The 23,163-nt window shown below is 34.6% G+C and carries 19 protein-coding genes and 1 tRNA gene; 9 read left to right on the top strand and 11 right to left on the bottom strand.

Annotated features, from left to right (window positions below):
- Nucleotides 1-8: 8 nt before the first annotated feature.
- From O5O44_RS01545 to arsB, 6 genes are all read left to right on the top strand, one after another.
- Nucleotides 9-1,049, top strand: a complete 1,041-nt coding sequence (locus O5O44_RS01545; protein ID WP_289195457.1) for an alkane 1-monooxygenase — start codon at nucleotides 9-11, stop codon at nucleotides 1,047-1,049.
- Nucleotides 1,050-1,125: 76 nt separating this feature from the next.
- Complete coding sequence (gltX, locus tag O5O44_RS01540; RefSeq protein ID WP_289195456.1) at nucleotides 1,126-2,637, top strand: glutamate--tRNA ligase; 1,512 nt, start codon at nucleotides 1,126-1,128, stop codon at nucleotides 2,635-2,637.
- A gap of 133 nt (nucleotides 2,638-2,770) precedes the next feature.
- Entirely contained in the window at nucleotides 2,771-3,103 is a 333-nt protein-coding gene (locus O5O44_RS01535; protein ID WP_289195455.1) for an ArsR/SmtB family transcription factor, read from the top strand.
- Between the two features lie 40 nt (nucleotides 3,104-3,143).
- The gene (locus O5O44_RS01530; RefSeq protein WP_289195454.1) at nucleotides 3,144-3,611 is read left to right on the top strand and encodes a DUF6428 family protein; all 468 of its coding nucleotides are present in this window, start codon (nucleotides 3,144-3,146) and stop codon (nucleotides 3,609-3,611) included.
- Between the two features lie 41 nt (nucleotides 3,612-3,652).
- On the top strand, nucleotides 3,653-4,264 hold the full coding sequence (locus O5O44_RS01525) for an arsenate-mycothiol transferase ArsC (protein WP_289195453.1): 612 nt from the start codon (nucleotides 3,653-3,655) through the stop codon (nucleotides 4,262-4,264).
- Nucleotides 4,265-4,267: 3 nt separating this feature from the next.
- Nucleotides 4,268-5,320 carry an ACR3 family arsenite efflux transporter gene (gene arsB, locus O5O44_RS01520; RefSeq protein ID WP_289195452.1) on the top strand — a complete coding sequence of 351 codons (1,053 nt, stop codon included), beginning with the start codon at nucleotides 4,268-4,270 and terminating at the stop codon, nucleotides 5,318-5,320.
- Here the strand turns inward: arsB and O5O44_RS01515 are convergent.
- Nucleotides 5,317-6,000: a hypothetical protein gene (locus tag O5O44_RS01515; protein WP_019387976.1), complete on the bottom strand. Its 684-nt coding sequence runs from the start codon at nucleotides 5,998-6,000 to the stop codon at nucleotides 5,317-5,319. The two genes, arsB and O5O44_RS01515, sit on opposite strands and share 4 nt — an antisense overlap.
- 73 nt (nucleotides 6,001-6,073) lie before the next feature.
- Here O5O44_RS01515 and O5O44_RS01510 point away from each other — a divergent pair, with 73 nt between their 5' ends.
- On the top strand, nucleotides 6,074-6,994 hold the full coding sequence (locus O5O44_RS01510; RefSeq protein WP_019387975.1) for an SPFH domain-containing protein: 921 nt from the start codon (nucleotides 6,074-6,076) through the stop codon (nucleotides 6,992-6,994).
- A 54-nt stretch (nucleotides 6,995-7,048) separates the two neighbouring features.
- Here the strand turns inward: O5O44_RS01510 and O5O44_RS01505 are convergent, their stop codons facing one another.
- The 4 genes from O5O44_RS01505 to O5O44_RS01490 all read right to left on the bottom strand — a co-directional run bounded on the left by O5O44_RS01505 (nucleotide 7,049) and on the right by O5O44_RS01490 (nucleotide 11,107).
- Entirely contained in the window at nucleotides 7,049-7,261 is a 213-nt protein-coding gene (locus tag O5O44_RS01505; RefSeq protein ID WP_019387974.1) for a hypothetical protein, read from the bottom strand.
- Between the two features lie 53 nt (nucleotides 7,262-7,314).
- Entirely contained in the window at nucleotides 7,315-8,472 is a 1,158-nt protein-coding gene (locus O5O44_RS01500) for a GNAT family N-acetyltransferase (RefSeq protein WP_289195451.1), read from the bottom strand.
- A 66-nt stretch (nucleotides 8,473-8,538) separates the two neighbouring features.
- Nucleotides 8,539-9,018, bottom strand: a complete 480-nt coding sequence (locus tag O5O44_RS01495) for a DUF1761 domain-containing protein (RefSeq protein ID WP_289196458.1) — start codon at nucleotides 9,016-9,018, stop codon at nucleotides 8,539-8,541.
- Between the two features lie 94 nt (nucleotides 9,019-9,112).
- Nucleotides 9,113-11,107, bottom strand: coding sequence for a glutamine--tRNA ligase/YqeY domain fusion protein (locus O5O44_RS01490; protein ID WP_289195450.1), 1,995 nt, complete (start codon nucleotides 11,105-11,107; stop codon nucleotides 9,113-9,115).
- A 100-nt stretch (nucleotides 11,108-11,207) separates the two neighbouring features.
- Here O5O44_RS01490 and folB point away from each other — a divergent pair, with 100 nt between their 5' ends.
- Together folB and O5O44_RS01480 are read left to right on the top strand one after the other, a co-directional pair.
- Nucleotides 11,208-11,570, top strand: a complete 363-nt coding sequence (folB, locus tag O5O44_RS01485) for a dihydroneopterin aldolase (RefSeq protein ID WP_289195449.1) — start codon at nucleotides 11,208-11,210, stop codon at nucleotides 11,568-11,570.
- A gap of 115 nt (nucleotides 11,571-11,685) precedes the next feature.
- A tRNA-Cys gene (locus O5O44_RS01480) sits at nucleotides 11,686-11,756 on the top strand.
- A gap of 76 nt (nucleotides 11,757-11,832) precedes the next feature.
- On the opposite strand, the gene O5O44_RS01475 is transcribed toward O5O44_RS01480, so the two are convergent.
- The 6 genes from O5O44_RS01475 to O5O44_RS01450 form a co-directional block, all read right to left on the bottom strand.
- Nucleotides 11,833-12,528, bottom strand: coding sequence for a LysE family translocator (locus O5O44_RS01475; RefSeq protein WP_019387969.1), 696 nt, complete (start codon nucleotides 12,526-12,528; stop codon nucleotides 11,833-11,835).
- Between the two features lie 148 nt (nucleotides 12,529-12,676).
- On the bottom strand, nucleotides 12,677-17,440 hold the full coding sequence (locus tag O5O44_RS01470) for a glycosyl hydrolase (protein ID WP_289195448.1): 4,764 nt from the start codon (nucleotides 17,438-17,440) through the stop codon (nucleotides 12,677-12,679).
- 78 nt (nucleotides 17,441-17,518) lie between these two features.
- Nucleotides 17,519-18,820, bottom strand: a complete 1,302-nt coding sequence (locus O5O44_RS01465) for a T9SS type A sorting domain-containing protein (protein WP_289195447.1) — start codon at nucleotides 18,818-18,820, stop codon at nucleotides 17,519-17,521.
- Nucleotides 18,821-19,091: 271 nt separating this feature from the next.
- A complete protein-coding gene (locus O5O44_RS01460) occupies nucleotides 19,092-20,018 on the bottom strand; it encodes a glycoside hydrolase family 17 protein (RefSeq protein ID WP_289195446.1) in 927 nt (308 codons plus the stop codon).
- Nucleotides 20,019-20,037: 19 nt separating this feature from the next.
- On the bottom strand, nucleotides 20,038-21,678 hold the full coding sequence (locus tag O5O44_RS01455) for an MFS transporter (RefSeq protein ID WP_019387965.1): 1,641 nt from the start codon (nucleotides 21,676-21,678) through the stop codon (nucleotides 20,038-20,040).
- Between the two features lie 36 nt (nucleotides 21,679-21,714).
- Entirely contained in the window at nucleotides 21,715-23,130 is a 1,416-nt protein-coding gene (locus O5O44_RS01450; protein ID WP_434088359.1) for a glycoside hydrolase family 30 protein, read from the bottom strand.
- Nucleotides 23,131-23,163 lie beyond the last annotated feature (33 nt).

Raw genomic sequence — 23,163 nt, 5'->3', positions numbered from 1 at the left:
AAATCTAAATGAAAGATTTAAAATACTTAGCCGCTTATACGATTCCTTTGGTTACTTTTTTTGCTATACATTTCCAAGGGGTGTTTTCATATTTAACGCCTTTTTACGGTTTTATTATAATTCCTATTTTAGAACTGATATTTCCCATAGACAACAAAAATTTGGGTCCGGAAGAAGTGGAATCCCGAACAAACAAAATACTATTTGATTGGTTGCTATACCTTAATCTGCCTATTGTGTTTGGCTTGTTAATTTTTGCATTAGTGACTGTAACAACGAACTCTCTTGAGAGTTATGAATTTGTTGGATTAATAATTTCAATGGGTATTGTTTTAGGTGTAAACGGAATTAATGTAGCGCACGAACTTGGGCACAGACAAACCACAAACGAGCGTTTTTTAGGCAAAGCCTTATTGCTACCAGCTTTGTATATGCATTTTTATATTGAGCACAATTACGGGCATCATTTACATGCTGCGACTAAAGAAGACCCCGCAACTGCCAGGTATAACCAAAGCGTGTATTCGTATTGGGTAACCTCAATTTTTAGGCAGTACATAAGTGCTTGGAAAATCCAGAAAAAACTTCTCGTTAATAATAACTTAAGTGTCTTGTCTTTTAAAAATGATATGTTATGGTATCTTATTCTTCAGTTATTATATCTTGGTATAATTGCCTTTGTTTTTGGCCTTACAGGGTTCCTTTTTGCATTGTTTTCCGGTATCGTTGGGTTTGTATTGCTTGAAACTGTTAATTATATAGAACATTACGGATTGCTTAGAGCTAAAACTAAATCGGGCAGATACGAGCGTGTAAAAGCCATTCATTCGTGGAATTCAAACCATATAATTGGAAGAATCATTCTATATGAATTAACCCGCCATAGCGATCATCATTATAAATCTTCTAAAAAGTATCAGATTTTAGAATGCCACGAAGAAAGTCCACAAATGCCTTACGGCTATCCAACCTCGATGGTTTTGTCTTTAGTGCCGCCTTTATGGTTTAAAATCATGAACAAACGTATACCTGAAGGAATGAATTTCTAAAAATTATTAAATCTTCTGGGTTAGAACTTCCCTCTTCTTTCTTAATATTTATCTTTGCAGTCATAACTAACAAAACATGACTAAAAATGTTCGCGTGCGATTTGCACCAAGCCCAACAGGACCACTACATATTGGTGGTGTAAGAACTGCATTGTTCAACTATTTATTTGCTAAAAAAAATAACGGCACTTTTGTGTTAAGGGTTGAAGATACCGACCAAAATCGCTATGTTGAAGGTGCAGAACAATATATAATTGACAGTTTAAATTGGTGCAACATTCCGTTTGATGAAGGCCCAAGAAAGAACGAAAAATTTGGACCCTACAGACAAAGTGAACGCAAACATTTATACAAACAATACGCCGATGAACTGATTGCTTCTGGAAATGCGTATTATGCTTTTGATACTGCCGAAACCCTCGATTTTCATAGAAAAGACCACGAAGCAAAAGGCAAAACCTTTATTTACAATTGGCATAATCGATTAAAATTATCGAATTCTCTTTCGCTTAGCGCGGAAGAAACTCAGACTAAACTAGAAGCTGGTGAAGACTATGTGATTCGATTTAAAAGTCCGCAAGACGAAACATTACACCTAACAGATATTATTCGTGGCGACATTAAAATTGATACCAATATTCTAGATGATAAAGTATTATTTAAAAGTGATGGTATGCCAACGTATCATTTGGCAAATATTGTAGACGATCATTTAATGGAAATCACTCACGTTATTCGTGGAGAAGAATGGTTGCCATCATTAGCATTGCACTATCAGTTATATAAAGCATTTGGATGGGAAACACCTGAATTTGCACATTTGCCATTAATTTTAAAACCAACAGGAAAAGGTAAATTAAGCAAGCGAGATGGCGATAAATTAGGCTTTCCTGTATTTCCTTTAAAATGGACAGATCCAAAATCAGGCGATGTTTCTAGAGGATATAAAGAAGATGGTTATTTCCCTGAAGCTATGGTTAATTTCTTAGCTTTTTTAGGTTGGAACCCTGGAACCGAACAAGAAATTTTTAATTTAGATGCACTGATAAATGCTTTTGAATTAGAGCGTGTAAACAAATCTGGCGCACGATTTGATCCTGATAAAATCAAATGGTTTAACCATCATTATATGCAAGAGCAATCGAATGAGGTATTAGCCGAATCTTTTAAATCTCAACACAGTGAACTTGCTGAAATTGATGTCAACTACATCGCAATGGCTATTGGTTTAGTAAAAGAACGCGCTACATTTATAAGCGATTATTGGGATTTAACCCATTACTTTTTTGTTGCACCACCTGAATACGACGAGAAAGCTTCGAAAAAAGCGTTTAAGGACGATACAAAACCATTAATGACTCAACTTATTGAAATTATTGATGGAATTGACGATTTTAGCGTTGTTAACCTTCAAACTAAAATAAAAGGCTGGATAACCTCAAACGACATTGGTTTTGGAAAAGTTATGATGCCTCTTCGTTTAGCATTGGTGGGAGCTCTACAAGGTCCTGATGTGTTTGATATCATGTTTATGATTGGTAAAAATGAAAGTATCAAACGCATTGAAAAGGTAATTAACAAACTGTAATTTTAGGCTCCAAAAGTCTTATTAAATACAGACACTTACCATTTTTCATTCTAAATTACACAGCAAAATCATAAAAATATTTTGCTGTTTCATCTATTAATCGTAATATTGCAATAAACAAATTAAAGAAAACATGGGATTAGCTAAAACAGAAATGTTTACCGACCTGCAAAACGAAATCGCTCTTTTTGCAAAGGTGTTTGGACATCCTGCCCGAGTGTCCATTTTACAGCACTTATTTAAAATTAACACTTGTGTATGTGGCGATTTGGTGGAGGAAATTGGACTAGCACAACCAACTATTTCTCAACATCTCAAAGAACTTAAACACTTAGGTTTAATTAAGGGTAATGTTGAAGGCACAAGTGTTTGCTACTGCATAGACCAAGATAATTGGAAGGCCATGAAAAAAGTTATGACCGAATTTCTGAATCAAGATCTGACTAAAAAACAAGACTGCTGCTAAAAAAATTTAAATTTATTAATCGCAATAAACATATAACATTATGAAACTTTCACAAGTAAAATTAATTTTAGAAGAACTGAATAACATTGCTTTTAAATTACCTAACGGAGACTTAGTTCCAAAGCATTTTCACGTTACCGAAGTTGGTAAAATTACTAAACATTTTATTGATTGTGGTGGTACAATTAGAAACGAGGAGGTTGTAAACTTTCAACTTTGGAATGCCAATGATTACGACCATAGATTGCATCCTGAAAAACTATTAAACATTATAAAACTTTCTGAAAAACAACTTAATATTGGTGATTTAGAGGTTGAAGTTGAATATCAAGGAGAAACAATTGGAAAATTTGGACTTGATTTTGATGGGAAAGATTTCCTATTAACCTCAAAACAAACAGATTGTTTAGCTAAAGATAACTGTGGTATTCCTGCTGAAAAAGTAAAAGTGAGAATGTCTGATTTGAATGATGAACCTTGTTGCACACCAGACGGAAACTGCTGTTAAATTATACTTTAAACAAATAAATAACTCCAACTTAATCAACCATGTATTCGGAAATTGAAAAATTAATCCAAACGTTACAACCTGATACCATTTCAGAATCGCGTAAAACCATATTACAACCTTTAATAGATTTTGTTCAACAGAAAACAAACAACAATCAAGAGATAAGAATCAACTTTATTTGTACACACAATTCTAGAAGAAGTCACTTGTCTCAAGCATGGGGGCAAACAATGGCTAATTATTTTAATATTAAACAAGTGTTTTGTTATTCTGGCGGAACAGAAGCCACAGCGCTTTTTCCTATGGCTGCAGAAACCCTAAAAAAATCAGGGTTTCTGATTAAAACCATCTCTGAAGGTAGCAACCCGGTTTACAGTATAAAATATTCTGAAAATGTGCATCCAATTATTGGGTTTTCAAAAAAATTAGATGACGATTTTAATCCTAAATCTGAATTTGCAGCAATTATGACTTGTGATTCTGCCAATGAGGCCTGCCCTTTTGTTCCTGGAGCTGAAAAACGTATACCAATTACTTTTGAAGACCCTAAAGCATTTGATAACACACCGCTTCAAGCAGAAAAATACAATGAGCGTAGTCTTCAAATAGCTACGGAATTATTTTATGTTTTTTCTCAAATTAAATCCTAACAAATGGCAACAAAAAAATTAAGTTTTTTAGACAGAAATCTAACCTTATGGATTTTTGTAGCCATGGCCGTTGGTGTTGTATTGGGTTACTTTATACCATCGTTTCCTAACATTATCAATTCATTTAACAGCGGAACCACCAATATTCCCATTGCTATCGGATTAATTTTAATGATGTATCCGCCCTTAGCAAAAGTTAATTATGCGCTTTTGCCTAAAGTGTTTCGCAATGTTAAAATCCTGTCCATTTCTCTAATTTTAAACTGGATAATTGGCCCCGTTTTAATGTTTTTATTAGCCATTACCTTTTTACGTGATTATCCAGAATATATGGTTGGACTCATTTTAATTGGTCTTGCCCGATGTATTGCCATGGTTTTAGTTTGGAATGATTTGGCCGAAGGTAGCAGTGAATATGGCGCAGGACTCGTTGCGCTAAACAGCCTTTTTCAAGTTTTTGCTTATAGCTTTTATGCATGGATTTTTATTACTGTTCTGCCTCCATATTTCGGATTTGAAGGCGCAATAGTAGATATTTCCATTGCAACCATAGCAGAAAGTGTGGCTATTTATTTAGGTATTCCTTTCCTTTTGGGGATTTTAAGTCGCGTTATACTAGTGAAATTAAAAGGCGAAGAATGGTATAGCAAAAAATTCATTCCAACTATTTCTCCATTAACCTTAATCGCTTTATTATTTACTATTGTAGTGATGTTTTCACTTAAAGGCGAGTTAATTGTAGAAATCCCTATGGATGTATTAATTATAGCAGTACCGCTACTCATTTATTTTACTCTAATGTTTATTATTGGGTTCTTCTTTACCAAAGCTTCTGGCGCCACCTATGATAAAACCGCTTCTGTAGCATTTACTGCAGCTGGAAACAACTTTGAGTTGGCTATAGCTGTTGCTATTGCCGTTTTCGGATTAAATTCAGGACAAGCTTTTGCAGGTGTTATAGGACCATTAGTGGAAGTCCCAGCATTGATTTTATTAGTAAGAGTCTCGTTTTGGCTACGGAAAAAATATTTTCGAAAACCAGAATTAACCAGTTAGAAAAAAGCTGTAGCGCCTAATACCAACATGGTCTGGTTTCCTTTAAAACGAGCATCGCCACCGGTGGTGTCTAAATTTTCACTCTCTAGTTTGCTCAAAATATTAGTAAACCCATAGATATATTGTGCTTTCAACTTAAAATTGCTAACACCTAATGAGGCACCAATAGCGCCATTAAAATTAAACTGAGAAATATTGGTAATATCTTGAGCGGTTAAATTACTGTAATTGTTTATGTAATACCCTTCTTGGTTTCTATCTTTAAATTCTAGCTTTCCGTTGTATTGCAACATGGGACCAACATCAATAGTAAAATAATGCGGTATCACTTTTACATGCAACAACATAGCTACCTGTGCTGCAAACATTTTATATTCAATAAATTCTTCTTCAGAACTAATTAAAGCAGGTCTGCCTGAAATTTCAATTGTGCTTTCAGAAAGTTGCATGCCAAAACTTACGTTATACCACCTTACAGGAATATCTACGGTGGCGCTTATTCCACCTACGAATCCGTTCGCCTCTTTCGTTTTAAAATTATCAGTAACAATATTAAATTTAGTAAGGCCACCGGTTATTCCAAATCCATTGGTAATTGGGTATTTTCCCTTTTGGGAATAACTTTTTGTAACAAAACATATAGCTAAAGCTACTAATAAGAAAAGTTTATTAATTTTCATTCTGTTTCAGGGTTAAATGCCCAAATATAGCGTAAATTAGTAAACCTATTTGTTAACCATTAAATTATTAGTCATGAACTTCGTTTTACTTCCATTCATTATCTTGGGCTTAGTTATATTAATTTCGTCCTTTTTTATAGTTAAACAACAAACCGCAGCCATAATAGAACGCTTTGGTAGGTTTCAAAGTATCCGTCAATCTGGATTACAATTAAAAATTCCATTAGTAGATAAAGTGGCAGGCAAACTAAGTTTAAAAATTCAGCAATTAGATGTAATAATAGAAACCAAAACGCTTGATGATGTGTTTGTACGCTTAAAAGTTTCGGTACAGTATAAGGTTATAAAATTGAAGGTTTACGATGCCTTTTATAAACTAGACTATCCGCACGAACAAATTACAAGTTATGTATTTGATGTAGTTCGAGCTGAAGTACCTAAAATGAAACTTGATGATGTATTTGTGAAAAAAGATGACATTGCATTAGCTGTAAAAGCCGAATTAAATGATGCGATGTTAGATTACGGTTTTGATATCATTAAAACCTTAGTTACGGATATTGATCCAGATTCTCAGGTGAAACAGGCCATGAACCGAATTAATGCTTCTGAACGTGAAAAAATAGCAGCACAATTTGAAGGAGATGCGGCTCGTATTTTAATAGTTGAAAAAGCAAAAGCTGAAGCGGAAAGTAAGCGTTTACAAGGACAAGGTATTGCAGACCAACGTCGTGAAATTGCACGTGGATTAGAAGAGTCGGTAGAGGTTTTAAACCGTGTTGGTATTAATAGTCAAGAAGCCTCTGCATTAATTGTTGTAACACAACATTATGATACCTTACAATCTCTAGGTGAAGAGACCAATAGCAACCTTATTTTACTTCCTAACGCACCACAAGCAGGAAGCAATATGCTAAACGACATGGTAGCGAGTTTTGCCGCAAGTAACCAAATTGGTGAAGCCATGAAAGCTGCTAAGAAAAAGAAAGAGTAATTAAATTAAAACATAGGCACACCCAAACCTTCAATTGTAAAATTTGAAGGTTTTTTATTTTCTGTTTTTACCATAACTCTGAATTAACTCTTTTAAAGTTTCTCTGTAATCTTCAAGAGATTTCATATCCATCGAACTATTTTCGTTGCCGTGTGGTAATGTACTTCTAGTTTCATCAAGATATTTTAGAAGTTCAGGATAGTCCTGTTCGATTTCTAGAGTTAAGGCAGAAATTTCACTAAGCACGTTTGTTTTTAGCTTTTCCATAATCCTTAAATTACTAATTTTTAAACAAAAACTATCTTAAAGAATTACTAAAATTATTTAAACGGATGGCGTTCCTCCCAGGTTTGTATTGGGTTCATATACTTCACGATACCCTTTAAAAGTGTATTGGCTATAAAGTTATTGGTGTGATTTAAATACACATGCATGGTGTGTGGTTTGGCTCCTATAGAGCTTTTTATTTCCATGGCTGTTCTTGCAAAAACTATGGTTTTAAATCCGTTATCAATTCCAAAAGAAGCCATATTAAAAAGCATGTTTAAGTACATTTGATATTGGTGCTGAAGCGCTTTATTATAACCTAAAAAATAGGTTTCTAAGATTTCATTATTTAAAATCAGCGTGTAAAAACCTACCAATTGATCTTTTGAAAAAACTCCAAAAACTCTAAATTTATCTTTTAAATGCGTTTTTAATTCATAAAAATGATTTGCATTTAACTTGAACGAATTAACCCGAGCATTATCTGATACGTTTTCATATAAATCAAAAATGATATCCTCATGTGCTTTCAAAAAGGTTTCATCCAACTCTTTAAAAGTAAGATTCGTGGCTTTTTTTCTAGCCGTTTTATAGCGTCGTTTGTACTTTTTGTTGAAGGCAGAAATATAATCTTCCGTACTTCTCCATGACTTAGGAATATTGAAAATCATATTGGGTTGTACTTGAATCTTATAAAGATTATTGGTTTCAAAGAAGTCTAAACTTTCATGAATGCTGTCAGTCTCAAAATAATCTTTAAACACAATAATGCGTACTTTTTTATTGAATTTCAGTTTAATTTCTTCAATCAAAGCATTCAGAGCTTTTTCTATTTGGTATAAATAATCGGATTGTGAAATGGCATGGTCAATAAAGTAAATTCCGTGCTGCCCAGTATGCATCAAATTCCCAACTACCAAAGCGTTTCCTTTAACTATTTTAGAAATCATTTGTTTAGCAAACTGCTTTAAACCATTGGTATTACTTTTTCTAAAAATATCATCAGCATACATTTGCACACGCTGAATGATAGCAATACCAACTAATTTCTGGTTATTAAAAACACCTACGTAATATGCCGTTATATTTGTTGGAAAAGACTTTTCTAGTCCTTCTAAAAAACTAGATTTTAAAAAAATATCGTTAGTAGGTAGCTTATCCCAAGATTCGGGAAGTTGGCTAACACTATTATATATTTTGAATTGTATCAATAGAAAAATAAAAGACCGAAAATTAAACATCTTCAGTCTTTAAATATGTTAAAACATTACAAAATTTTAAAGCCCACAAAGGATGGCGCCCATTACAGCTAATGTAACAATCCAATAACCAGCATTTATAAAAATGTATTTTGCGCTTTTTCGTTCAAATAAGGCATTCGTCCCGATGATTGGTAGGGCTACAAAAATTCCAGCAAGTGTGCCGTGAAAAGCACCATGCTTAAACGTTCGATAAGCCGTTCCGTAATCAGCCATAAAAGCTTCAAATGAAGGTAAAGCGCCTGTTGGATCTCCTCCAACCATTCCTAAGGCTCCCCATTGGTGATTGGTCATTTGCATAAGTTGTACTGCTAGTAAAAGTGCGAAAACAAACGCTAATCCGAATATTTTAGCCATGTTTCCTCCTTTAATTTTTTCTTCAGTCATACCTGAAGCTTTCATCCAAGCATTTCCAAATACTTTTGGGTTGTACCATATAAATCCTACGACTAGGGCTGCAATGGCAGCAATAGGTATTGCAATGGGGTTAATTGGCATTTCCATAATTGATGTGTTTTAGTTAGTGCACTAAATGTACAAAAAAACTATGATTTTACAGATTTATGGGTTCTGCCTCTTAATATAAACTTGATTAAAGTTGTTTAGCCTCGGCAACGAGAAGCTCATTTTTATCCTCTAGAGCTTTGGCAATGAAATTATTAATTGCTTCATTTTTTTCTAAACCATTTTCTAACAACACACCAAGCGTAATCATGGTAATGATTCGAGTTCCAGATTTTTTAACCGCAGTGTTAAATAATGGCTCAACATCTTCATAAGTTACATTTTTTGCCAGCTCCTTAATTTCTGCTTTTACCTTTGCTTGCTTGTCTTCAGGCAATCTGTCGTACTTTTTACCATACGATTTAATCTGCTCAATGGCGGGTCGGATATTTTGATGTGGTTGCTTTTGTTGATTTTGATTTGAGTTTTGTTTGGGTTTAACCTTGGCCCAAGTATCACGTAAACCAACTGTTTTATTAAATACTAACTTTTCTGCAGATGAGTCATGGTCAACATTAAAATAACCTACACGTTGAAACTGAAATCTATCACCAATTTTAGCATCTTTTAAACTAGGTTCAACATAAGCTTCTACAATTTTTAAAGAATTAGGGTTTAAAAACTCCATAAAATCTTTGTCTTGATAACTGTCTGGTGCTTCATCTAGAAATAAACGATCATACTCTCTCACTTCAGCCTTTATAGCATGTGCTATAGATACCCAATGTAAGGTGCCTTTTACTTTTTTAGAAGTGTCTTCAGAGTAGGTGCAATGAATTTCTGTGATGTTGCCTTCAGCATCTTTTACAACACTTTCGGCTTTTATGATGTACGCATTTTTTAGTCGGACTTCACCTCCAAGTTTCAATCTAAAATATTTATTCCCTGCTTCTTCTTTAAAATCTTCTTTTTCAATATAAAGCTCTCGTGAAAAAGGTACTTTTCTAAAGCCAGCACTTTCATCTTCTTGATTATTTTCAGCATCCATCCATTCCACTTTGCCTTCAGGATAGTTGGTTATAACCACCTTCACAGGATCTAATACCGCCATAACACGTGGCGCTGTTTTGTTTAAATCTTCGCGAATACAGAACTCTAATAGTGATACATCAATAACATTATCTCGTTTAGCAACACCTACGGTTTCAACAAATTTTCTTAGTGAATTTGGTGTATACCCTCTTCGGCGCAAGCCAGAAATTGTTGGCATTCTGGGGTCGTCCCAACCTTTTACAATACCATCTTCTACTAGTTTAAGTAACTTACGCTTACTCATAATGGTATAGCTTAAGTTTAAACGTGCAAATTCTCGCTGTTTTGGTCTTAGTTTGCTTGAGTCTACTATTTGGTCTAGAAACCAATCGTAAAGCTCTCTATGAGGCTTAAACTCAAGTGAACATAAAGAATGTGAAACTTGCTCTATATAATCACTTTCACCATGAGTCCAATCATACATAGGGTAAATACACCATTTATCATCGGTTCTGTGATGATGTTTCTTTAAAATACGATACATTATAGGGTCGCGCATCAACATATTAGTGTGCTGCATGTCTATTTTTGCTCGTAAAATATGCTCGCCTTCGTCAAATTCACCCGCTTTCATTCTTTCGAATAAATCTAGGTTTTCCTCAATGCTTCTATTTCTAAAAGGGCCATCGACACCAGGTTGTGTTGGGGTTCCTTTTTGTTCTGCCATTGCTTCGCTAGATTGTGAGTCTACATAGGCCTTTCCTTCCTTTATTAAGTAAACTGCCCAATCATATAACTGTTGGAAATAATCAGATGAATACAGTTCCTTATCCCATTTATATCCTAACCAAGCTACATCTTCCTTTATGGCATCAACATATTCTTGTTCTTCTTTAGCCGGATTGGTATCGTCAAATCGAAGATTTACAGGCGCATTATAGCTTTCGCCCAAACCAAAACTTATACCTATAGCTTTGGTATGCCCAATATGCAAATACCCATTAGGCTCTGGTGGAAAACGAAATCGTAAATCGTTTTTATCCATGCCATTTGCCAAATCTTCTTCTATAATTTGCTCTATAAAATTGAGCGATTTTCTTTCTTCAGACATAAAAAATAAAACTGTTAGGAATTAGCTCAACAAAAACCAACCCATTACACAAAAATATTGTGCAAAATTAGGTAATTTTGATGACTTAAATTGTTTGACAATGGGAATTATTAAAGTTGAAAACATTCGCGTATTCGCTTATCATGGTTGTTTAAAAGAGGAAACCAAAATAGGCAGCGACTATCGTGTAGATTTGGAAGTTAAAGCCGATTTACAAACTTCTGCTGTTACAGATAAACTCAATGATACTGTGGATTACGTGTTTCTGAATAGAATCATAAAAGAAGAAATGAATATAGCCTCGCATCTTCTTGAAACCGTTGCTAAACGTATATTAAATAGAATTTTTAATGAAGATAAACTTGTAAAAAAAGCCACGGTTTGGGTTAGTAAATTAAATCCGCCAATAGGAGGGGATGTTGAAAAGGTGACCATTAAAATGACCGATAAGCGTAAAAAGTGATTTTAACTATTGAAACATCGCAATTTTTTTTACATTTGCAGCAGATTTTTGCCAGCAGGTGAGAATGCAAAATTCAGGAGGTTTTTAAATAACATTCTGAAAAATAAAAGATAATGGCGTCGTGGCCGAGTGGCTAGGCAGAGGTCTGCAAAACCTTGTACAGCGGTTCGAATCCGCTCGACGCCTCTAAAACCTTCAACTTATGTTGAGGGTTTTTTTATTTAATTTATTGATCACTGAAAATACTTTGAAATAAAAAGGCTTATTCAGGAAGCGCTTCTTTAATTGGATTAATTTTTTCTAACTTCTCCTTATTTTTCTCGTATGTCTCAGGAAAAACACCTTGAATTAATAACAAAACACCAAAACCAAGTATAACTAAAGCAATTACCTTCTTGGTTTTAAAAATTAGACGAGGGGTTAGTTTAGCTTTCAACCTTTTCGCAATGACTATTTTAAATAAATCTGAAACAAAATAGGCCACTAACATAGAGGATATAAAAACAATATCACCATGTTTCGATGTTGTTAAGGAATCGCCAATTACAATAAAACCCAACCAACCAAGCAACACGCCTATATTTATAAAATTGAGTAAAAATCCTTTAATAAAAAGTTTTCCGTAATCTTTTTGGATTTCAACTTTATGGTATTCTTTAACGATTGAACGGAAAGATTTTGATGTTTTCATAAATGAAATAATACCGTAAACTATAAGTAAGGCACCGCCAAATATCAGGAAACTAGGGTCATTTCCTATTTTACCTCTTAACGTATTTGTACTGTAAAAGGCAATTACTATGAAAATGATATCAGCAAGAATAACGCCTAAATCGAATATTAAAGCGCTTCTAAACCCTTTGGTTGCGCTCGTTTCTAAAAGCACAAAAAATACAGGGCCTATCGTAAAAGCCAATATTATTCCAAATGGAATTGCTGTTAAAATATCATCAATCATAAAAACGTGAAGCTTTACACAAAGTAAAGAAATATTTTAGAACAATAAGTTTAGTCATAGCAAGAATATAAGCAATATCCTAACAAAAAAAGAGTGTGGATTTTCTCCACACTCTTTTCCTATTTTAAGTTAGTCAATTAATATCTCATTATTTTTTTACTAATTTTAAAGTACTTGTTCCAGTATCCGTTTGAATTTGAGCAAAATACAATCCTGAATTTAAGCGAGAACCATCTATTACTGCCTCTCTATTTCTTGGAGATAAGTTAAAAACTTGCTCTCCCAATAAATTAAACACTGTAATAGACAGCATATTTTGTTGTTCAGATACTATGTTCCAATTATTTTGAGTTGGATTTGGAAATGCACTCACCTGATTTACAAAATCTAAATCATCAACACTTAAAGAACAAGAATTACCAACCACATATGAAAAGTATTTTGTAACCGCTAATCCACCAGCAAAAGCAAACTTACACGCGTAACTAATGGTTGCTCCAGGCGTTTGACCGGTAATGGTATGTGTGAAAATTTTCCCAGACACGTTAGTCATTTGGGTTTCTGCAAATGGCGTTTGTCTCCATAAATAGGCTATAACTCCGTCTTTATTATCAAGTAATTCAAAAGTAAAAGTAACATCAGTGCCAGAAGTTGTAAACTCGTAATTGTATCCAATATCAAAAGCACCTTGCTGCGCGTCAGAAGCAACTCCAGAACATTCCGTATTGGAGTCTGCCGCAGTAGTAGCTTGTAACACAATAGGATTATTTACCGCTGTATTTCCAATTAAATCACTTGCCGTAATACTAAATGTATATAACGTATTAGGGCTTAAAGCGGTAATAGTTAAAGACTCTTCAACATCAGAAGTTGCAGTCGTGTTTTTTGATCCTGTATCATAAGAAGCATTGTAAACAATAGTACCAGAATTATCTGTTCCATTCAATATCAATTCAACAGAAGTTGAGGTAATGTTGCCTATAGTAGCTGTAAAATTTGTTGGAGCTTCAGAATCGGTGCCTCCACTACAATCTGAACCTACTACATAACTTATATATTCTGTAACAGCCAACCCACCTGGAAACTCAAATTTACAAGCGTAACTAAGCGTTGTTCCATTGGATAATCCGCTTAAAGTTTTGGTGAATTTATTGGTTGAAACAAAATCCATTTGCGATTCAGTAAAAGGTGTTTCTTGCCATAAATAGGCATTACCTGAAGACTTATCGGTATCTAACATTTCAAAAGTAACAATAACAGTGCTTCCAATAGTTTCGAATGTGCTTTTATAACCTGTTGAAAATGAGCCTTGAATAGCTGTTGTACCAGCTTCAGTACACATCTTAACTTCATCGACTGAGATATTAATAATTTGAGATATACTTTCACCAGCAGCATCGTCTATAGCTTTAGCTGTAATTTGATGTGCTCCTACGCTAGCATTATTCCATACATAACTATAAGGTTCGGTTGTATCTTCTCCTATTTTTGTAGCGCCGTCATAAAACTCAACAATACTAATTGTTCCATCTAAATCTGAAGCAGAAGCCGTAATGGGTATAGCTTCTCCTTCTTTAAACGTTGAACCATTCGCAGGAGCTGTAATAGAAACTGTAGGGTTTGTGTTGCCTGTTTGAGTTACAATTACTAAAACAGTATCTGTAGATGAATGTGTTCCATCATCAACAGTTAATTTTACTTTGTAAATACCTTCTTCTAAATTGGAGATATTTGGAGATTCCATTGTATTGCTAGAAAAGACAATAGTTGAAGGTCCGTAAACTTGTTCCCAATTATAATTTAACGTTGGTGTATCTGCATCGGTGCTTAAAGAAGCATCTAAACTAGCGGTTGTAGCTGGTAATAATACTGAAACATTTTCACCTGCATTGGCTACTGGAGGGTTATATGATAACGGACTATTATAAGCAAAAGTCATTTTTCCTAAGTTGAATTCTCCGTTTGTCACAACTAATCTTATCACATGTTCCCCTTCATTTAACTCCAAATTACTTACTGCTTTATTAGTCCATGCATCCCAGTCGCCAGTATTTGTCACTGTAATATCTGGACTTATTTTATTCCCATCTATTTCGAAGTAAAAAGGTCCGCCACCACTAGTATTACCAGAAGCATATCTAAAACTTAAATCATAATTCCCTGCGGTTTGAACATCAATTGTGTACTCTAACCACTCTCCTGCGGCTATGAAACCAATTGTAGCACCTTCTGTAGTGTCTGAAAAAGCATCTACGTATTCCGAAGTTCTAAAATCACCTTCGTTATTTATTGACACGTCTACATAGGCAATATTCTGCCCTATACCACCTTCAAAAACATCAAAATGTCCTGCTTCAATAATTCCAGGAATACTTATTGGGGTTCCAGAATAGGGTAGTTGCTCACCAACTTGTACAGTTACAATATTGGTAACATTAAAGCTAGTGCCCACATAAACCTTCGCGTACATTCCGTGAATACCTAGTGTTAAATTTGTAGCTTTAAATTCATAAGGCGCTGTAGTATCTTCACCTAATAATGTTGAGCCGTCGTAAAACTCAACTTTAGTAATACCTGTTCCTGTAGTGTTCGCAGAAAGATTTACACTTCCGTTGGGATAGGCTTGAGTAAAATCAGACGTTAATATACCAGAAACATTAATGTCTTTACTCGTTGCCATTTGATTTGCTGGAACATCTAAGGTAAAACCATCAGAGAATGTAACAGTAATAGGAGCATCTGAATAGTTATGAGCTACATAGGTTTTATCGCCATTATTATTAAAAACTGCAGCAATTGGATAATCAGCCGTAATTGTTGCATCTAAATTACCTAAGGCATTCATAGCATGTAACCAATGATAGGTTTGTACATCTGAAATTCCAAATTTTAAATTTCTGCTTGGATAAGCGTCATATAATTCAATAGCTTTTGCAGGATCTAAAAATGATAAATATTTCCAAAATGTATCATGCCATAAATTCGGATTGGTATCACTATCACTTAAAATCCCTGTGTAAGTTTTTAATTCGTCCCATATTTTTTGAACATAGGCTAAATTTTGACCCAAATATAACGAACCACCATGCATAGGGTATAATTCTATACCGTAAGATGCTGTTATATCAGAGGTCCAAAAGGTTCCATTATCGTAAGAGTTTCCCCAAACTCTAGACACTAAACTATACTGCTGAGTAGGCTGAAAATTACGTTCGTTCATATCGAACCAATATTCTTCAATTGCCGTTTGTTCGGTGGTATACAAATACACGCCTAAATCTCTTATGTCATTGTTCTCGGTAATCGTTCCCCAATGAATTAAAGACGAGTTAAATTGCATACTTTCAGAAGTAGATTCTTGATCATTTCCTTGTGGAAAAGAAGCAAAACCATTGGCCCAACAGTGTCCTGCATAAGGGCTAAAATTTCTTAAGAATGGAAACTGAGAATCATTCCTATCAGAAGATGCAGCATCACGCACTAGTAAATTAACCATATCTCCCCATTGTGCCGCCCAACCTGGTTGAAACTGTTCCATAAATGCAGCTGCATGTATAAAATAACCCCAATGAAAATGATGGTCGTTAATGTTAGTGTCTTGTCCGTGTCCAGCAGGGTAACCTAACATTGCAGACCATGTATCGTTATAATAAAACAAAAAGGCTTTTTCTCCAGATTGATAAACTAACCAATCTTCTAAACGTTGCTTTATAGTTGCAATCATTTTATCTCTAGCGTCAATATTACCTGTTTGGTCGGCTATTCTGGCTGTTTGAATTAAACGATTCATAACTTGTCCTTCATTATAAGAATCCGTCCAAGTTGCTAAACCATCGTTTTCAATCTGAGCTATTTTTGCATCCAATTCAGAAGGACTAAAGCCTGGGCTATAATTTGCCAAATAAGGCATTGTAGGAAGTATGCCTTTGTATGTGTTTTCAACTGAGAAAGTGTTACCATCTAGTGTCTTAATTTCACCTCTTACCCCATTATAACTATAACCACCTGGAATTGCTGAACTTGTTGCCAAATTATCCCATTGATGTGGTAATAATCCAAGTAAAATATTAGATTCTGTACCTTCTTTAGTTTCTGTAGTTACCGTAAAATCTGTTTGTACAACCCCTGTGTTTGAATTATATGACCAACTTGTAGAAGTATTTGTTGGAAATACGTAAGCAAACTTTTTATATTCGTTTGCTACCGTATTAATATTAGAAGCGCCTTGTGGCAACATGGCCATAGACCAATATGTTTTGCTATTTAATGTTGATGAATATGTGCTTCCTGAGTTTGTCCATGTGCTTCCTGCGGGAGCATAAAATACGAAATCGGCTCCGCTACTTGCGTTTTCAATAATTAATAATTCTGATGAAATTGTTACGTTTCCAGAGTTTACTTTAATTTCTAAAATATCATCATTATCTTTTTCAAAATATAAAAAAGGCATGCCTATCCCTGAGGTCACGTTTAGATTATGCGAACCATCATTCCAATTCATAGTCACCGTCCAATCCGAATAATCTGAAACTGAGGCGTTAGAAGTATTTAAACCAGAAAGACCAACTTCAATAGGGGCAGAGTCACCTATTACTCCAAATGGAATATAGGTTACAATGAGTCCTTGATTAGTTGTTTTCATAGTCATCGGATAGTTAAAAAGATTATCAGCATGATTTTCTTTTACTAATTTAGACCACCAATCGTTTGTTGGTATTGGTTTGCCTACGGCATTCCCACTAACTTGTGGTGTTCCTGAAGGAAATCCGTTTCGACCAGCTGAATCTGTTCCCGGAAAAGAATTAGTATAACTACCACTACCCACATTTGTAGTCTGCGCGTTCATACCTAATGAAGCACCTAAGAGAATAAATAAGAGCCTTTTAAAGATTAATGAGAAAGTTAATTTCATAATAATTATATTTTGAAAGTAAAAAAAAGGGTGTTTTAATAAAACACCCTTAATTGATTAAAAGTTAATAAATTAACCTTATTTCTTAATTAGTTTTACACTACTTGTGCCATTATCAGTGTTTATTTGAGCAAAATATAAACCAGATTTTAAAGATGAAGCATTAATAGTTACTTCGCTAGAATCAGGCGCCAATGTCAATACTTGTTTTCCTAATACGTCTAATACTTTAATAGAATTTATAATTGTAGTATTAACTTTTATATTCCAAACTTCTTGCGATGGATTTGGATATACTTTTACATCTGATACATCAAATTTTTCAGCACTTAATGCAGTTTCGTTATAAAAATACCAGTTATCAAAATACACAGTACCATTTCCATCAACTTTAAACTGATGTACATCTGCTAAATTTTCACCACCTGTAGAGAAAAAGCTCAAAGGAATATCTACGCTTACCCAAGTTTCTGTTGAAATAGGTAACGCATAACCAATTTCTCCAGCACTCTGATCAAGAACGTAAAAGTTTAAAGCTGTAGAATTGGGTGTCCAAAAATCTACATGTAAATGTGTTTGTGCCGTTACATCTTGAGGAACACCACCATCAGTACTTCCTAAATTAGTACCTTGGTAATTTAATCCACCGTACTTTATAACTTCATTTGATGCAATAGTTTCAAACGAGAAAGCAGTTGATTGTCCCCATCCTGGATTAAAATTACTTCCAGCTAAATCTGTATAGGCTTCACTGTAAATAGACATTACCTGATTTGCAGTTGCATCATGCGTAGGTGCAGCAGGTGCAGTTGTAGGCGCAGGTAATGGTCCAGTTGGCGTTCCATCCGGAAGAACAATATTATCAAAATACAAAGTATTGTTTGTAGTTCTATCTTGACCAGTTACATAAGGGGTAACAAAATCAGGAATGATAATTAATCTACTGTAAGTGTTTCCAATTTGTGCAGAAAAATCAAAAGTTAATTCTTCCCATTGATTAACAACGGTATTCGCAACATTAATTTCAATAGCCGGACTTAATCCTTCAAATTTAATGGCTACATTACTTATTGTTGGTTTGTACACCATAATTTTTACTGTAGAATTTGTAGCGTCGAATGTAAATTCTCCATCATCATCGGTCCAACAAAGTGCCCAGTTCTGATCTGTAGTATAGGCGATAAATTCAACAACAGTGGCTGAGGTATTTATTCCACCACTTACAGGATTTGAAATTTCCATGAAACTTGGAGCATTATCTGATGCTGTCCAGCTCCACCCGCTACCAGTTCCTGCAGGTTCAAAATCAATAGTATGTGAGCTTTGAGAGAATCCCAAACTAACAGTTAATAAGGTAAATAATAAAGTAATTTTTTTCATCATAAAATAGTTTTGAATTAATATTTAGTTTTTGTTTTTATAAACTTACCTATAAATAATTGCGAAGTCTAATAAAAAGCCCCTACAAAAATCATACATCTGCAAAAAATAGCTAGTTATTTTAACGAATTCGCAAAACACCAGTAAACACAATGTTTTGAAGACTTTTAAGGTTTTTGTAAAACCTGCTAAATATTACGGTGTTGTGGTAATGTTGTGGTTAAAAAGATTAGTGTATATATTTTTTACAACGTGATTACATTGTTATAAATCAGAATAACAGCTTTTTAACCTTATTTGCGAGTTTTTTAGGTAAGAACTTTGGGTTTTCGTCTTTATCCCATAAGCCCCAATAAGCACCAACATCGCCTTCAGTATCTACTTTCCAAGATTCATCAAAAGAGGAGAAATAAAACATATCTATATTATCTTCTTTTGACCATTCTTGTGCATTAATAAAATACTTCATGGCATTTTCATGTGAAGGTTTGGCTCCTAATAAACCTAAACCTTGACTAGGCCATCCTGTTTCAGTAATAATTACTTTCTTGCCGTTACCAGCCTTAACAGCTCTGGCAAACATATCTTTCATGTAAATTAACGAATACTCTATGCTACAACCTTCCCAGTATGGATAACAATTGGCTAAAACAACATCACTAGCCTCGGTAATCCTAGGGCGTTTTGCAAACTCGTAGTAGGCATCCACATAACCCATAGGAACATTAGGAATGGCTTTCTTAACTTGATACATAAAACCTAAAAGCTCATCTTCAGTTAAATCACCTCTATACATCACTTCGTTACCAACTGCAGCGATATCAACAAAACCTTTATTTGCAAGGTTTATTAACCCTTCGACTTCTTTTTTATTTATTTCGGCATCACTGCCTAACCAAGCGCCGACTAACGTTTTTATTCCGAATTCTTTGGCTATTATTGGAATTAATTCATTACCATCAGTACAAGAAAAAGTACGAACCCATTTGGTATAAGGTTTTATAATTTTCATACGTCTTCTAATCTGCTTCTCAGTTAGTTGGTCGCCAGTTTTTTGTCCTTCTTCGTATGCACTAAAACAGATTCCATGCATGCCACCCTTTATGACTCTATGAAATGTGTTTTTTAGTCCTTTTTCAGTTTTACTTTCAAGGTGCCCCCCTGTTAAAGACATTATTTTATCTGCTCTGTATGACATCTTTTTTCGTTTTAAAAACTTATAATTCTCCTCTACGTTTGATTAATTCTTCTTTTATTTCTCTTGCTCTTTCTTCGTTTAAACTATATTTCCACATAATCCAAATAGCAATTGCGGCAGTTGATGCTGGTATTATGATATCCGCTATCCTTAAACGCAACATAGATTCAGCAGTTTGAGACACCGCCCCTTCATCGAAACCAACTAAGGTTAAAATAGCACCTCCAAGTACCAATGAAATGGCCTGACCTAATTTTACCATCCACCAATAAATAGCACCAAAAGTGCCTTCTTTTCTAGGCATCCCATTTTCTAATTCATCAAGGTCGCAAACATCTGCCGTCATACTCATCATTAATGTAAATAAACCTCCCAAACCAAAGGCCATAAAGGGAATTGGTAAAAACATCAACCACGGGCCTCCTAGACTCACATCTATACTAAACCACGACATGCCAATACTATCCAGAAAAGGGTTTATTGCTTCAAAAATCGAACCTACAAAACTATTTACACCTTGCCCTATTGATGATTGGTTGAACGTTGCATTTAACTCATTATCAAATCCCCACCATTTTAAACAATAACCTATAATAGAAATCACTGTAGAAATAATAAAGGCACGTCGCTTTCCCCATTTGTCTGATATCCGAGAAATAATAGGAATAACTGCAAAGGCCGTTACTAAAGCGGTAAATGAGGCAAACCAAGCAGGCCATGTTCCGGCATTACCATAGTCCCCGTTATAAATATAGAAAACAATAATAAAAAAGCTAAACGAAGCCACCATTTGAAAACCATTAAACACTAAAAATGTAGCGCCACATAATTTCATGAATGGCTTGTTTTGAAACACATCTTTAATACCTTGAAATAAATCTTTAAAACTGGATGATAAGGTTCTTAAACTTATTTTTTTTCTGTTCTCCATTTTACCGGCATCTATACCTTTGCAAAATAAGGCAGGTAAAATTCCAAGAACAGCACATCCTATACCCACCAAAATCGACAATTTACGTACACCTGTACCTTGTAATTTTTCGTTTGTAACTTTTAGCAAATCATCACCAGATAAACCTAATTCGCCAATAGCCATTAAAGTTTCATCGCTTATAGGGAAAACTGTTGGATCTGCAATTACCACCCAAAACCAAGGTACAAGCATCCAAGCAATTTGGCCTACTGTGTTGGCAAAAGCCATTAAACGCGTTCGTTCGTTATAGTCTGAAGTCATTTCATACCCTAATCCAACTAAGGGAGTAGCATACATGGTATTTCCAACTAGAAATAATAATGACATTAATAAAAAATACCAGAAATTGAACATGACTGAATTGTCTTCACTCATTTGAAATAAAAGCGCAAACAATATTCCACTTAAAATAGCACCAACGAAAATATACGGTCTGCGGCGCCCCCATCTAGACTTCGTATTATCAGAAATAAAGCCCATGATAGGATCGGTAAGGGCATCGAATATTCTTGGTAATCCTCCTAATAAACCTGCTAAGAATGGATCCATTCCAAAAGCAGTTACCAAAAAGAACATGAATACAGCTAAAGCTCCGGGTAATAAATTTAGCACGAGGTGCCCAGATCCGAACGCCATTTTTTGACCAATTGGCACTTTATCTCTTAATGGGGTTACAGTATGATTCATATTATTTTGGTTTAGTTAGTTTAGTAATAGCTTATGTTAATTAGGAATTACAATGGTTTGAATTGCCTTTGCATCTATTGCAAAATCTAAGGTGTTTTCATGTAAAGATAAGTTTATTGTTTTTGGAGTTTCTGTTTCATTAAATAATACCACGACTATAGATCCATCAGGGTTTTTTGCAGCAGTAGCCATAAGTGACTCATCAGAGTTGTTGTGCATAATTACTTTAGCGCCAGGTCGAATATATTTACTAAAATGAGCCATCGTGTAGTATAATGGCGTGAAATAAACCTCATCGTTATCTGGGTCTACAATTACAGGCGCAACACACCAGTTTTCAAACCAATTTGGACCACCTTGTCTGTCTAAAACCATATTCCAATCTACCCATCCATCAACCCAGTTATTCAGACAACCAATAATATCTCTAGCATAGCGATTTACAGGCGCATATTTAGGGTGCAAGTATTTCTTTTCGGGTTCTCTCCAATCATAACCCCAATCTGTTGCTTCTTTTTTCCAATACCAAGCATCATCTTTCCAAACTGGTACTTGGGAATCTATACATCCCTCAGTTTCTATTAAGTACTTATCTGGCGCCTTATTATGTGCGTACTGTAAGGCTTCAGGAAAATAATCATAAGTACTCTCATACCAATGTATGGCTGTGCCATCAAAATATTTTGAAGACGCTTCATCTCTATACATCTCATCAACCCATTCTTTTAAACCTTCTCTATTTTGATCGTAGCCCAAAATAATTTTATCGCCATAACCATCAGCTTCTAGTTTCGGGCCTAAATGAAACTCTACAAAATCTGTCATTTCTTTTGGTGAAAAATGCATGCTTTCCCAATTATTTCCATTTCCATGTGGTTCGTTTTCAACAGTGAAGCCCCAAATATCAATACCTTCAGCTTTATAAGCCTCAATATATTTTGAAAAGAATAGTGCCCAAGTATCGTAATATTCAGGAAGTAATTTACCACCAACCCATTTGTTATTATCTTTCATCCAAGGTGCAGCTGTCCAGGGTGAAGCGAATATGTTAAAACCATCTTCTGAAACAGCTAAAGCATCTTTAATCATCGGAATTAAATCATCTTTATCTTCTTCTATTGTGAAGTGTTCCAAATTTTTATCGCCTTCAAAAGGTGTATAAGAATAGTTCGTTAATGAAAAATCACAAGAATTCATGTGTGTTCTTGTTAATGAGTAACGTGCACCATCTTTTGCGAAATACGCTTTTAGAATAGTGTCTCTATTCTTTTTACTTAATTTATTTAATAAATAGGCCGATGACTCGGTGAAGGCTCCACCAAATCCAGAAATGGTTTGTAAAGTTTCTTCAGGTTTAAGGGTTATATTAACCAGACTATCACCTGCTTTAAACTCCGTAATCTTAGTTAAACTATTACCACTTGCCGATGTTTCAAATACTTCAAAATTCATCTTTTCTTCTTTCTTGTTACAGCTTGAAATTAA

The organism is Algibacter luteus, assembly GCF_030344935.1.
Classification (GTDB): Bacteria; Bacteroidota; Bacteroidia; order Flavobacteriales; family Flavobacteriaceae; genus Arenitalea; species Arenitalea lutea.
This window is presented reverse-complemented; position numbering and strand designations above follow the sequence as displayed.

Bases quoted from the DNA above. Each gene is read 5' to 3' on its own strand.
- O5O44_RS01450 (WP_434088359.1), bottom strand. From the start codon at position 23,130: ATGAATTTTGAAGTATTTGAAACATCGGCAAGTGGTAATAGTTTAACT.
- O5O44_RS01535 (WP_289195455.1), top strand. From the start codon at position 2,771: ATGGGATTAGCTAAAACAGAAATGTTTACCGACCTGCAAAACGAAATC.
- O5O44_RS01510 (WP_019387975.1), top strand. From the start codon at position 6,074: ATGAACTTCGTTTTACTTCCATTCATTATCTTGGGCTTAGTTATATTA.
- O5O44_RS01470 (WP_289195448.1), bottom strand. From the start codon at position 17,440: ATGAAATTAACTTTCTCATTAATCTTTAAAAGGCTCTTATTTATTCTC.
- folB (WP_289195449.1), top strand. From the start codon at position 11,208: ATGGGAATTATTAAAGTTGAAAACATTCGCGTATTCGCTTATCATGGT.
- O5O44_RS01525 (WP_289195453.1), top strand. From the start codon at position 3,653: ATGTATTCGGAAATTGAAAAATTAATCCAAACGTTACAACCTGATACC.
- O5O44_RS01475 (WP_019387969.1), bottom strand. From the start codon at position 12,528: ATGATTGATGATATTTTAACAGCAATTCCATTTGGAATAATATTGGCT.
- O5O44_RS01465 (WP_289195447.1), bottom strand. From the start codon at position 18,820: ATGAAAAAAATTACTTTATTATTTACCTTATTAACTGTTAGTTTGGGA.
- O5O44_RS01490 (WP_289195450.1), bottom strand. From the start codon at position 11,107: ATGTCTGAAGAAAGAAAATCGCTCAATTTTATAGAGCAAATTATAGAA.
- arsB (WP_289195452.1), top strand. From the start codon at position 4,268: ATGGCAACAAAAAAATTAAGTTTTTTAGACAGAAATCTAACCTTATGG.
- O5O44_RS01505 (WP_019387974.1), bottom strand. From the start codon at position 7,261: ATGGAAAAGCTAAAAACAAACGTGCTTAGTGAAATTTCTGCCTTAACT.
- O5O44_RS01495 (WP_289196458.1), bottom strand. From the start codon at position 9,018: ATGCCAATTAACCCCATTGCAATACCTATTGCTGCCATTGCAGCCCTA.
- O5O44_RS01460 (WP_289195446.1), bottom strand. From the start codon at position 20,018: ATGTCATACAGAGCAGATAAAATAATGTCTTTAACAGGGGGGCACCTT.
- O5O44_RS01515 (WP_019387976.1), bottom strand. From the start codon at position 6,000: ATGAAAATTAATAAACTTTTCTTATTAGTAGCTTTAGCTATATGTTTT.
- O5O44_RS01545 (WP_289195457.1), top strand. From the start codon at position 9: ATGAAAGATTTAAAATACTTAGCCGCTTATACGATTCCTTTGGTTACT.
- gltX (WP_289195456.1), top strand. From the start codon at position 1,126: ATGACTAAAAATGTTCGCGTGCGATTTGCACCAAGCCCAACAGGACCA.
- O5O44_RS01455 (WP_019387965.1), bottom strand. From the start codon at position 21,678: ATGAATCATACTGTAACCCCATTAAGAGATAAAGTGCCAATTGGTCAA.
- O5O44_RS01530 (WP_289195454.1), top strand. From the start codon at position 3,144: ATGAAACTTTCACAAGTAAAATTAATTTTAGAAGAACTGAATAACATT.